The sequence below is a fragment of the Brevibacillus dissolubilis genome (assembly GCF_006170445.1).
In the GTDB taxonomy this organism is placed as follows: Bacteria; Bacillota; Bacilli; order Brevibacillales; family Brevibacillaceae; genus Brevibacillus_B; species Brevibacillus_B dissolubilis.
In genome coordinates this window covers 457,163-471,717 of sequence record NZ_VCNA01000001.1, presented here as the reverse complement: position 1 = coordinate 471,717, position 14,555 = coordinate 457,163, and the positions used below count along the sequence as shown (strand labels likewise).

Annotated in this window: 1 protein-coding gene (cut by a window edge); it reads left to right on the top strand. The window is 56.4% G+C overall.

Going from position 1 to position 14,555, the window contains the following annotated elements:
- Positions 1–14,555: the final stretch of a non-ribosomal peptide synthase/polyketide synthase gene (locus FGI41_RS01325; protein WP_139488091.1), read on the top strand. The gene continues 15,823 nt to the left of window position 1, outside the view; the window shows 14,555 of its 30,378 coding nt (coding positions 15,824–30,378); its start codon lies off the left edge, out of view; its stop codon occupies positions 14,553–14,555.

Here is a 14,555-nt window from a genome sequence, read left to right as displayed (position 1 = left end):
CGTACATCACCGCGTACCAACAACAGGAAAAAGAACGCGGCTTCGATCTGACCCAAGACGTGCTGATTCGCCTGACGATCCTTGAGACCGGAAGCCAAGCCTACCGCATGATCTTAAGCTTCCACCATATCCTCGCTGACGGCTGGTGCGTACCGATCATCCTGAGTGAACTCATCCAGACCTACCATGCTTGGCTCAATGGCATGACACCAGAGCTTGACCCCGTCTATCCGTACAGCGATTACATCGACTGGCTGGAGCAGCAGGACCGAGCCGAAGCCACCTCCTACTGGCAGCACATGCTCGCTGATTACGAACAACTGGCGACCCTGCCAAAATGGAGCCGCAGAGAAAACGTCGAGTACGCCGTCGAATCCCACGTCTTCCATCTGGACAAAGCCGTGACAAGCGGTTTGGAGCAGCTCGCCAAGCAGAGCCAGACCACACTCAACAGCGTTTTCCAATCCATCTGGGGCATCCTGTTGGCTGGCTACAACCGCGTAGATGATGTGGTCTTCGGAGCCATCGTATCTGGACGCAATGCCAATGTAGCGGGGATTGAAGAGATGGTCGGTCTGTTCATCAACACCATCCCAGTACGGGTCAAAGCAGAAGGGGAGATGAGCTTCACCCAGCTGCTTGACAAGGTGCAGACAGATGCGCTCGAATCATCAGCGTATGATTATCTGGGACTCTCGGAGATCCAAGCGGTCAGCGATCTCAAGCAGGGCCTGCTCGACCACCTCGTTGCCTTTGAGAACTTCCCGACTCCGTCCCAAGACGCGACTGCCGCATGGGCGAAGCAGCTTCACTTCGGGTTTGAACAGGTGGAGACGTTTGAGCAGACCAACTATGATTTCAACGTCGTTGTCGCACCGACCGAAGAGTTGTATGTCAAGTTCATGTACAACTGCAACGTATACGACCGCCAGCTGGTGGAGAATATCGCCGGACACCTCAAGCAAGTAGCTCAGCAGATCGTGGACAACCCTGAGATCAAACTGCGCGAGCTCGACCTCCTCACCGCACCGGAAAAACAACAGCTGCTCGTCGATTTCAACCAGACTAATGCCCAATATCCGACAGAAGCGACGATCCACAGCCTGTTTGAAGCACAAGTGAACAAGACGCCGGACAACATCGCCGTCGTACTGGATGGAGAGACACTGACTTACCGCCAGCTCAACGAACGCTCCAACCAAGTCGCCCGCGTCCTGCGTGAGAAGGGGATCACCCCTGACAGCTTCGTCGGCATCCTCACTGAGCGCTCCCTCGATATGATCGTGGCGATCATGGCGACACTCAAAGCAGGTGGGGTGTATGTACCGGTTGATCCGGATTATCCAGAGGATCGCAAGGAGTTCATGCTCTCCGACAGCGGCGCCCGCATTCTTTTGGCCCAGCCGCACTTGATCGGCACGGTTCCTTTTGCAGGGGAGACCATCAATCTCGCAGATGAATCGCTCTATAGTGGCGACGTAAGCAACCTGCCGCACGTCAACCAACCAGCGGACATGGCCTACATCATCTACACCTCGGGTACGACAGGCAAGCCAAAAGGCGTCATGATCGAGCACCGCAATGTCGTGCGCCTGATGATCAATGACCGCCTGCAATACGATTTCAACGAAAAAGATGTCTGGACAGTCTTCCACTCTTACTGCTTCGACTTCTCTGTATGGGAGATGTACGGCGCACTCCTCTACGGCGGCAAACTGGTCATCGTACCAAAAGTGGTGGCCCAGAATGCAGGCGAATTCGTCCAGCTCTGCCGCAAAGAAGGCGTCACCGTGCTCAACCAGACACCAACCGCTTTCTACGCGTTCATCCAGGCTGAAATGCAGCAGGCCGACAGTGATCTGGCTATCCGCTACGTCATCTTCGGTGGAGAAGCGCTCAACCCGATCATGCTCAAGCCGTACAAAGCCAAGTACCCAGCTGCCCGTCTGATCAACATGTACGGCATCACAGAGACCACTGTACACGTTACGTTCAAAGAGATCGGGGAGCAGGAGATCGAAACCAATCTCTCCAACATCGGGGTGCCGATCCCGACGCTGACTACCTACATTTTTGACCAGCAGCAACGCTTGGTGCCGATCGGTGTCGTCGGTGAGATGTACGTCGGCGGAGACGGTGTGGCCCGTGGCTATCTCAACCGCCCTGAGCTTACCGCTGACCGTTTTATCCCGAATCCGTATAATCCGGCAGAACGTCTCTACCGCTCCGGCGACTTGGCGCGCATGATGCCGAACGGGGAGATGGAATACCTCGGACGGATCGACCATCAGGTAAAAATCCGCGGTCACCGTATCGAGCTGGGCGAGATCGAGACCCAACTGCTCAAGCACGCACACATCCAAGAAACCACCGTCCTTGCCCTCGATGATGCCAACGGAGAAAAACTGCTCTGCGCCTACATCATTTCCGACGCTGAGCTGACCGTAAGCGAGCTGCGTGAGCATCTGGCGGTCAACCTGCCGCCGTACATGATTCCGTCTGCTTTTGTCCGACTGGATCGGATGCCACTCACCTCCAACGGCAAAATCGACCGCAAAGCCCTGCCAAAACCGGAAAACAACGTAGAGACCGGCACCGAGTATGTCGCACCGCGCACCGAAACAGAAGCGAAGCTCGTCACGATCTGGGCAGAACTGCTTGGAGCAGAGCGCATCGGGGTACACGACAGCTTCTTCGACCTCGGCGGCCACTCGCTCAAAGCAACTGTGCTTGCATCCAAGCTGCACAAGGAATTTGACACCGAGATTGCGCTGCGCGATATTTTCCGCTATGCCACGATTGAACAGCTGGCAGTGCTGATCGAACAGACGCAGAAGAGCAGCTATACCGCGATCCAGCCGGTCGAAGCACGCGAATCCTACCCAGTCTCGTCTGCACAGAAACGCCTGTTCATCCTTAGTGAAATCCAAGGGGCCGAGCTCGCCTACAACATGCCAGGGGTGCTGAAGTGGCAAGGCTCTGTCGACACAGGCCGCCTCGAAGCCGCCTTCCAAGCGCTGGTTGATCGTCATGAAAGCTTGCGGACATCGTTTGCGTGGGCAGATGGGGAGCCGGTGCAGATCATCCATGAGAATGTGAAGTTCCAGTTGGAGCGGATGGACCTTGTAGCGGATGAGAGCGCAGAACACCTGTCCCAACGCGACCGACTCGACCAGCTCGTCCAAGCCTTCACCCGTCCTTTTGACCTGACACAAGCACCACTGTTCCGTGCTGGACTGATCACGTACGGTGAAGACCAACACCTGCTCCTGCTCGACATGCACCACATCATCTCGGACGGTGTCTCTGTCAATCTCCTGTGCGATGACCTGTCCCGACTCTACGCGGGCGAACAGCTCACACCACTGCGCGTCCAATACAAGGACTACGCCGTCTGGCAACAGGAACAGTCCCAGACAGATGCCATGCACAAACAAGAAGCCTACTGGCTCACGGCACTCGCTGGAGAAATCCCAGCCCTCGAGCTTCCGACCGATTACCCAAGACCGCTCGTCCAAAGCTTCGCAGGCGATGTCGTCTCCTTTACCGCAGATGCGGAACTGACCCAGGCTCTGCGCGGGGTAGCTGCCGAGACAGGCGCGACCATGTACATGGTACTGCTCGCCGCCCTGCATGTGATGCTCGCCAAGTACAGCGGGCAAGAGGAAATCCTGACAGGAAGCCCGATCGCAGGCCGCCCACACGATGACCTGCAAGCGATTGTGGGGATGTTCGTCGGCACACTCGTCATGCGCGGGTTCCCGGTAAGAGAGAAGAGCTTTACCGAGCTGGTAGCTGAACTCAAAGCATACGCGCTCCAAGCCTACGAACACCAAGACTACCCATTCGAAGAACTCGTCGAAGTGCTGGACGTCCGCCGCGATCCATCCCGCAACCCGCTATTTGACGTGATGTTCGCCCTGCAGAACACAGGTTCAAGCGAATTGACCTTCGCAGACGCGATCCTCACTCCGTACGAGAATGAGACGACAGGAGCGCAGACCGCCAAGTTCGACCTGACCGTCAATGCGATGGAGCAAGACGACACGATCCATTTCGAGTTCAACTACTGCACCGACCTTTTCCGCGCAGATACGATGCAGCGCATGGCTGGACATTTTACCCAGATCCTCCGTGCCATCGTGAACAACCCGGCTGCCCGTCTGTCTGAGCTTGCGATGCTGACCGAAGCGGAGAAACACCAGCTGCTGGTTGAGTTTAACCAGAATGAAACGAACTATCCGAAAGATAAGACACTCGCCCAGCTCTTCGAAGAACAGGCAGCGGCTCATCCTGAGCGTGTCGCCGTGACTTTTGAAGGGGAGGCGTGGACATATGCTGCCCTCAATGCCCGTGCCAACCAAATCGCCCGCGTCCTGCGTGAGCATGGTGTGGATCGAGGCAGTGTCGTCGGCTTGCTGGCAGACCGTTCGCTTGAGATGATCGCAGGAATCTTCGGGGTGTTAAAAGCCGGTGCGGCATATCTGCCGATCGATCCGGAATTCCCGGCCGACCGCGTACAGTTCATGCTCGCCGATACGCAAGCGTCCGTACTTTTGACCCAAGCCAAATACGCAGACCATGTACCATTCGATGGAGCTGTCCTGACGCTGACCGACGAGCGGATCGACAGCCAAGATACCTCCAATCTGGAGATGGAGAACACAGCCACCGCCCAAGACGTCTGCTACATCATCTACACATCCGGTACAACCGGCACACCAAAAGGCATCCTGACCACCCACCGCAATGTCAGCCGCACCGTCAAGGAGACCAACTACATCCAGCCGACCGCACAGACCAACTTCCTGCAGCTTTCCAACTACGCGTTCGACGGCTCTGTCTTTGAGATCTTCGGTGCCCTGCTCAACGGTGCCAAGCTGGTCCTGATTCAAAAAGACCACGTCCTCGAAATGGCCGAGCTCTCCCGGATCATCCGCGAAGAAGAGATTCACAGCTTCTTCTGCACGGTGGCCCTGTTCAACGCACTGGTCGAGTACGATGTAGACTGCCTCCGTGGCGTAGTAGGGGCACTGGTCGGCGGTGAACGCCTCTCCGTCTACCACATCCGCAAAGCGCTCGAACACATCGGTCCAGGCCGCTTGCTCAACGGCTACGGCCCGACAGAGACGACCGTCTTTGCTGCGACCTATCCAATCGATGAGCTGCCGCCGCACATGACCAGCGTGCCAATCGGCCGACCGCTCGCCAACACCGAGCTGTATGTATTGGATGCCGACAACCAGCCACAGCCAATCGGCGTACCGGGCGAACTCTGCATCGCAGGCGACGGGGTAGCACTCGGTTATCTCAACCGTCCCGACCTGACCGCTGACAAATTCGTACCGCATCCATTCCGATCAGGTCATGTGATGTACCGCTCCGGCGACCTCGTCCGCTGGCTCCCGGATGGCACCATCGAATACCTCGACCGGATCGACAGCCAAGTCAAAATCCGCGGATTCCGCATCGAGCTGGGCGAAATCGAAGCCAAGCTGACGGAGCACCCAGTGGTAAAAGAAGCCGTCGTCATCGCACGCGAAGACGAACCGGGCCAACGCTATCTGGCTGCGTACATCGTCATCGGCAATGAAGCGGGAGAAGGAGTACGTACAGTGGATAACGCGGGGCGGAGCGATTCAACCAGCACGTCAGACAGTGCAACAGCCAGACCATCTGTCACCACGTCCGAGCTCAAAGCCCATCTCGCTCAAGCACTGCCGTCTTACATGATCCCAACCCATTTTGTGACACTGGACAAAATCCCGCTGACCAGCAACGGCAAAGCAGACAAGCGCGCCTTGCCAAAGCCAGAGGGCGCATCCGCCGACACTACCTATGTCGCACCGCGCAACGGGGCAGAGGAACAGCTGGCCGCGATCTGGCAAGACGTACTGGGTGTTGCCACCGTTGGGGTACAAGACAACTTCTTCGACCTCGGCGGCCACTCACTGAAAGCGACGGTGCTCGTCTCCCGTCTGCACAAGGAGCTGGATACGGCGATTACGCTCCGTGACATTTTCACCCATCCGACCATCGAAGAACTGGCCCTGCTGATCGGACAGACCCAGAAGAGCATCTATACCGCAATCCAACCGGTGGAGCCGCGCGAATTCTATCCAGTCTCGTCTGCTCAGCGACGTATGTTCATCCTTAGTGAAATGGAAGGGGCGGAGCTGGCGTACAACATGCCACTGGCGCTCAAGCTGGACGGAACGATTGACGCACAGCGCATCGAAGCCGCATGCCAAGCTCTGATCGACCGTCATGAAAGCTTGCGGACATCGTTTGCATGGGTAGATGGAGAACCGGTGCAGTACGTACACGAGAAGATCGAATTCCGACTTGCCTACAGAGAGATCGGAGCAGGATCAGAGCTGGCAAGTACTGAGGACGCTGCCAGCCTGCAAATAGACAGCATCGTCCAAGCCTTCACCCAGCCATTCGACTTAGGCCAAGCACCACTGTTCCGCGCCGAGCTGCTCACTTATGGAAAAGACCAGCACCTGCTCATGCTCGACATGCACCACATCATCTCTGACGGCGTCTCTATGAACATCCTATGTGACGAGCTGTCCCGCCTGTATGCAGGTCAAGACCTCGCACCACTGCGTGTTCAATACAAGGATTACGCCGTCTGGCAGCAAGCCTTGTATCAGACCGATGTGATGCAAAAACAAGAAGCCTACTGGCTGGAAGCCCTCGCAGGCGACATCCCGGTACTCCAGCTGCCGACCGACTACCCAAGACCATCCGTCCAAAGCTTCGAGGGCGACCAAGTCGAATTCCAGGCTGACGCAGCACTGACCCAAGCTCTGCGTGAACTGGCCGCAGATACGGGTACGACCATGTACATGGTACTGCTCGCCGCACTCCAAGTAACCCTTGCCAACTACAGCGGTCAACAGGAAATCCTCGTAGGCAGTGCGGTAGCCGGACGCCCGCACGCTGATTTGGAATCCATCGTCGGGATGTTTGTCAGCACCCTCGTGATGCGTGGATACCCGACTGCTGACAAGACTTTTGCCCAGTTCCTTGCAGAAGTGAAGAGCAGCGCCCTCGGTGCTTTTGAACATCAGGACTATCCATTCGAGGAGCTTTTGGAAAAATTGGATATCCAGCGTGACGTAAGCCGCAATCCGCTCTTTGACGTCATGTTCACCATGCAGAACATGGGAGGAGAACTGCCAGCCATCGAGGGAGCCACCTTGTCAGCCTATGATATGGGCAACAACACCGCCAAGTTCGACATCACTCTGACCGCAGCCGAATTCGGTGATGCGCTTGCATTCAGCCTTGGCTACTGCACTCAACTGTTCACACGGGATACGATGGAGCGTTTTGCCAATCATCTGACCCAAGTGTTGCGTGCAATCACAGCTACTATCGATACACGTCTGTCTGAGATCGACATGGTGACAGAGGATGAGAAGCACCAACTCCTGATTGAGTTCAACCAGAATGAAACCAACTTCCCGAAAGACAAGACCATCCATCAGCTGTTCGAGGAGCAGGTGGCGGCCCATCCAGAGCGGATCGCGCTTACTTTTGAAAAAGAGCAGTGGACTTATGGTCAGCTCAATGCCCGTGCCAACCAGATCGCCCGAGTCCTGCGTGCCATCGGGGTAGAGCGGGACCGTGTCGTCGGTCTGATGGTGGAACGCTCCTGCGAGATGATCGCAGGGATGCTCGGGATTTTGAAAGCAGGGGCAGCTTACCTGCCGATCGATCCAGAGTTCCCAACCGACCGCGTGAAGTTCATGCTCGATGACTCTCAAGCGATGCTCGTCTTGACCCAGGCCCATCTGGCAGACAGAATCCCTGAGACCGAGCTGACGCTGAGCCTGAGCAATGCCGTGATCGACGCCCAGGATACCGCCAATCTGGAGCCTGTCAGTACGTCGGACGATACCTGCTACATCATCTACACATCCGGTACAACCGGCACGCCTAAAGGCATCCTGAACACCCATGCCAACGTCAATCGTGTCGTCAAGGAGACCAACTATTTCCATCCGACGCCGGACTACACGTTCCTGCAGCTTTCCAACTATGCGTTCGACGGCTGCACCTATGACACATATGGAGCCTTGCTGAACGGTGCGAGACTGGTGCTGATCCGCAAAGAAACCGTGCTCGACATCCCGCAGCTGGCCCGTGTGATCCGCGAAGAGAAGGTAGACAGCTTCTTTAGCACCGTGGTTCTGTTCAACGCGCTGGTAGACTACGATGTCGACTGCCTGAAACAGATCAAGACCGTCCTCGTCGGTGGCGAACGCGTCTCCGTCCACCACATGCGAAAAGCGGTCGAGCACATCGGTCCAGGCAAAGTGCTCAACGCCTACGGCCCGACAGAAACCACCGTCTATGCCACCACCTATACGATTGATGAGCTGCCAGCCGATGCGACCAGCGTGCCAATCGGGAAGCCTATCGCCAACACCAAGCTCTATGTACTGGATGCTCACAACCGACTGGTACCAATCGGTGTACCGGGTGAGCTGTGCATCGCAGGGCCGGGTGTAGCCAAGGGATACCTCAACCGCCCTGAGCTGACCGCTGAGAAGTTCGTACCGAATCCATTTGTCCCAGGGGAGATGATGTACCGCTCCGGTGACCTGGTCAAGTGGCTCCCAGACGGGTCAATCGAATACCTCGACCGGATCGACATGCAGGTCAAAATCCGTGGCTTCCGCATCGAGCTGGGTGAGATCGAAGCCAAGCTGCATGAGCATCCAGCCGTCCAAGAGGCAGCGGTCGTCGTCCACGTCAACCCAACCGGGCAAAAGCAGCTCTGCGCCTACCTCGTGACCCGCAGTGAGACCACGGTGACCGAACTGCGCCAGCATATCGCGCAAAGCCTGCCAGCCTACATGGTTCCAGCCTACTTCGTCCGACTGGAGCAGATGCCGATGAACCGCAACGGCAAGCTGGACCGTACCGCACTGCCAAGCCCTGAGATGTCCGCGATGCGTGACGATTCCTATGCAGCACCGCGCAACGAGCTGGAGGCCACACTGGCTGAAATCTGGCAAAATATCCTTGGCATCACGCCAATCGGTATCCATGACAACTTCTTCGAATGCGGCGGTGACTCGATCAAAGCGATCCAGATCTCTGCTCAACTGAACAAGCATCAATGGAAGCTGGAGATGCGTCATCTGTTCAAATATCCGACCATTGCTGAGTTGGCCCCGCATATCAAGGTCAACACGGTTACACTCGACCAAAGCACGGTCGAAGGGGAAGTCCTCCTGACACCGATCCAGCGCTGGTTCTTCGGCGAAGCGTTCACGGATTCCCACCATTTTAACCATGCCAACATGCTGTACAGAAGCGAAGGGTTTGACGAGAGTATCGTCCGTCAGGTGTTTGGCGAGATTCTGCATCACCATGACGCACTCCGTATGACCTACACAATGACCCCGGATCAGCAGGTACGCCAAGTCAACAACCCGTCATCTGGCCCTGCGGAAGCACAGGCATTCTTCACGCTGGATGTCATTGATTTCATGGAAGAGACGGACAACTCCGTCATCGCCCGCTTCATCGAGCAGGAAGCAGACCGGATTCAGTCCAGCATCGATCTGACACATGGCCCGCTTGTCAAGCTCGGGTTGTTCAAGACCAATCAAGGTGATCACTTGCTCATCACGATTCATCACCTGGTCATCGACGGTGTCTCCTGGCGCATCCTGTTCGAGGATTTCACCAGCGGATATCTTCAAGCCATGGGTGGGGAGGCCGTCACCTTCCCGGCTAAGACGACCTCCTTCCAAGAATGGAGCACACGTCTCCAAGGCTATGCGACGTCCAAAGCACTGCTGGATGAACAGGCGTACTGGAGGAAGCTGGAAGCAACAGAGATCAAGGCATTGCCGGTGACACTTGAACAATTCCCGAACCGCATGAGCGATGTGACCACGATCGATATCGCGTTGCCTGAGCAAGAGACCACCCAGCTTCTGCAAGAGGTTCACCGTGCCTACCGTACCGAGATCAACGACATCCTGATGACGGCATTCGGTATGGCGGTCAAGGAGTGGACAGGGGAGAATCATGTCGCGGTTCTGCTGGAAGGTCACGGGCGCGAGGATATCATCGAAGGCGTCGACATCACCCGTACTATCGGCTGGTTCACCTCATCCTTCCCGGTTGTGCTCGACATGTCCCGAACCGCCGATCTTTCCTACCAGATCAAGCAGGTCAAAGAAACCCTGCGCCGCATCCCGAACAAAGGGGTCGGCTATGGCATCGGCAAATACCTGACACCAGACGGGCACAAGCGCCAAGTTGCCAATCCGTTGACACCAGAGATCAGCTTCAACTATCTCGGACAATTTGACCAGGATATCAAGACAGAAGTATTCGGCGTCTCCACCATGCCAAGCGGCCAGCTTATCAGCCCTGATATGGAGCGTCCGCAGCTCATCGACATCACGGGGATGATCGTGAACGGCCAGCTGCATCTGTCTGTCATGTACAACCGTCACGCCTTCTACCCGGCCTTGATGGAGCTGCTCGCCAGCCGCATGCAGGCCAACCTGATGATTCTCATCCAGCACTGCCTGCAAAAAGAAACCACTGAGAGCACACCATCCGATGTGGGCTACAGCCAGCTTAGCATCGAAGAGTGGGATGCGGTGCAGAACACATTGGCAGCCAAAGTCGGCAGCACGCAGTTCAGCAAGCTGTATCCGCTGTCCCCGATGCAAGAAGGCATGCTGTTCCACGCGATGCTCGATCAGGACAATCTCGCTTACTTCGAACAGCACGCCCTGCCTGTCCGTGGAGCGATGGATATCGAAAAAATGGAGCAGAGCCTCAACTCCGTCATCGCCCGCTATGACATGCTCCGCACCGTGTTCGTCCAGCAGCATCTGAGCCGTCCGCTGCAAGTCGTACTCTCAGAGCGCCGTACCACCGTTCACTTCGAGGATCTCATACACCTGAATCCAGAGGAGCAAAAGGCCCGCATCCAGACCTTCAAGCAGCAGGACAAAGCACGCGGCTTCGACCTGACCCAAGACGTGTTGATCCGCCTCGCCATCCTTGCGACCGGAAGCGACGAGTACCATATGATCCTCAGCTTCCACCACATCTTGCTAGACGGCTGGTGCTTCGGAATCATCTTGGGTGAGCTGATCAACACCTACCACGCCCTGCTCAACGATCTGCCTGTCTCACTCGCACCTGTCGCGCCATACAGCGATTACATCGAATGGCTGGAGGCTCAGGACAGAACCGAGGCAGAAGCCTACTGGCGTCAATATCTCGCAGGCTATGAAGAGCTGGCGACCCTGCCGAAGTGGCAACAGGCTACAAGCGGCCGATATGCCCACGAAGAAGTCTCTTTCATCTTAGACCGTGATATCACCCGAGCGATGGAGGAGCTTGCTAAGCAGAACCAGACCACGCTCAACACCATTTTCCAAAGCATCTGGGGGATTCTGTTGGCCCGCTACAACCGTCAAAACGATGTCGTCTTCGGCTCCATCGTCTCTGGTCGCAATGCCGACGTAGAGGGAATCGAGCGCATGGTGGGCGTGTTCATCAACACCATCCCGGTACGTGTGACCTGCACCCCAGAGCAAAGCTTCCAGACCCTGATCCAGCAGCTGCAGGAGGGCGCACTCGCATCCACCGCCTACGACTACCTGTCACTGGCTGAGATCCAAGCGTCCAGCACCCTCAAACAAGGCTTGCTCGACCACATCGTCGCCTTCGAGAACTACCCGGCCCCATCCAACGAAGCCGCCGCTAAGCTGGACAAACAGCTGCAATTCATTTCAGACGAGTGGGAGCCGTTCGAACAGACGAACTATGATTTCAACGTCGTGGTTGGCCCAGGGGAGGAACTGTTCGTCAAGTTCATGTTCAATGGACTCGTCTATGACAAAACATGGGTGAACAACATCGCTGGTCATCTCACACAGATTGCCAGACAAATCGTTGCCAACCCAGAGGTGAAGCTTGCTGATCTGAACCTTTTGACCGAGCGGGAGATCAAGCAGATTCTGGTTGAGTTTAATGGGGCAGGGGAGCAGGCACAGACCATGGCGATGACAGGCGTAACCGCCACTGACATCCCGCATTCGCAGTCGGATTCCAACCAGACCATCCATCGAGTTTTCGAAGCTGTGGTTTCCCAGCAACCAACACACCCAGCCGTTCACTTCGAAGGCGCCGAGTTGACCTACGCACAGCTCAACGCCAAAGCCAATCAACTTGCCCGTGTCTTGACGGCAAAAGGCGTGACTGCCGATTCACTTGTCGCCATCCTCACAGAGCGCTCTCTGGAGATGATCATCGCCATCCTTGCTGTGCTCAAAGCAGGCGGTGCCTACGTCCCAATCGACCCGGCCCATCCGGCAGAGCGGATCGCCTACATGCTCGGCGACAGCCAAGCCGATATCCTGCTGACTCAAGCGTCACTGACCAGCCATGTACCAGCTGATTACCAAGGCACGATTCTCGACCTCACCGATGCGAATCTGTACCGGGGGGACGCGACCGATCTCGCCCTGCCTGTGAAACCGACGGATCTGGCCTATATCATCTACACCTCAGGTACCACAGGTCAGCCAAAAGGGGTCATGATCGAGCATCACGGTCTGATCAACCTGACTGAACACATGGCAGCCGAATACGGAATCAACAGCCAAGACCGCTTCACTCAGTTCGCCAACTTTTCGTTCGACGCATCCGTCTGGGAGATCTTTACCAGCCTGCTGAACGGAGCCACCCTGTACCTCTTGACCAAAGAAACGGCCCAAGATCCAAGCCAGTTGACCGCCTATGTGAACCGTCATCAGATCACGGCTACGATCCTGCCGCCGCCATTTGCGGTACATCTTAATCCAGATCAACTACCATCCCTGCGACTCCTGTTCACAGGCGGTTCTGCCACCACAGCCGAACTGGTACAGAACTGGATGGACCGTGTCCGCTATGTCAACGCATACGGCCCAACCGAGGCAACGATCGCCACGACCTTCTGGACAGCCGAAGCCCGCACCGACACGGCCTTGCCGATCGGTCGACCGCTGCCGAATACGCTCGCATACATCCTGAGTAATACCAACCAGCCGCAACCAATCGGCGTACCGGGCGAACTCTGCATCGCCGGTGCAGGTCTGGCACGTGGTTACTGGAATCGTCCAGAGCTGACGGCCCAAGCATTCGTTGCCAACCCATTTGCCACCGCTACAGATGCAGAAGCAGGCCGCATGTACCGTACAGGCGACTTGGCCAGATGGCTCCCAGACGGCACGCTTGAATACCTCGGACGGATCGATGATCAGGTAAAAGTCCGTGGCTACCGCATCGAACCAGGTGAGATCGAAGCAAGCCTGCTGACCTATGCAGAAGTGATGGAAGCTGTGGTCATCCCGTACAAAGACAGCAGCAACCAGACCGAGCTGTGCGCCTACTACACTGCGGCAGACGCAATTAACACCGCAGATCTCCGCCACCATCTCGCCCAAAGGCTGCCAGCGTACATGATTCCAAGCTACTTCGTCCAACTCGACCATCTGCCGCTCACCACCAACGGCAAGATCGACAAAAAGGCGCTGCCAAAACCGGAGCGCACGACAACAAGCATCTACGTTGCACCACTCACCGAGATGGAAGCCCGCTTAGCTGGCTACTGGCAAGATCTGCTGGAGCTTCCGCAAGTCAGCGTCGAAGATGACTTCTTCGATCTCGGAGGCCATTCGCTCAAGGCAGCCCAGCTTACAAGCATCATCAACAGCGAACTTGGACTGGATATGCCGCTGCCGTTCATTTTCCGATACCGCACGATCCGGGAGCTGGCAGACAAGCTCACCAGCCTCCACCACATGCAGAATAGCCAAGACACACCAGTCACCTTGCTCAATGAGGCAGGCAAGCCGATCATCTTCGCCTTCCCGCCAATCGCAGGTCTTGGCTTCGCCTTCAAGGAACTGGCTGATCAGCTCAGCGATTACTCCGTCTACGCATTCGACTTCATCGAGCACGACAACCTGATCACCCACTACGTCGAGCAGATAAAACGGATTCAGCCAACAGGCTCCTATATCCTGCTCGGTTACTCCGCGGGCGGCAACATCGCCTTCGAGGCAGCCAAAGCCTTGGAAGCCCAAGGATGCACGGTTCAAGACCTCGTCCTGCTGGATTCCGCGCGCCGCACTCCGGCTGCTCCAAGCGCAGTCGAAGCCGTCAACGAACTGACTGCCTCTCTTGACCAATCAGCAGGACTCGACGACTTCCTCAAAGTCGCCAACATCCGCAGACGCATCACTCAGAACATGCAGAACTACGCTGTGCTTCTCGATACCATCATCAATGACGGCAGCGTGTCAGCGGACATCCACCTGATTCTGCCAATCGCCGACACCGACCGTGATGCTGATATGAGATGGCACCAAGCAACATCCGGTACCTATACGGAACATCTCACCAAAGCAACGCATGACGACATGGTCGCCACCGCCTATGTCCGTCAGCATGCGGAGATCATCAAGGGAATTCTGCGAAAAGAACAAGGTATGGAGATTGTACAAGCGTAA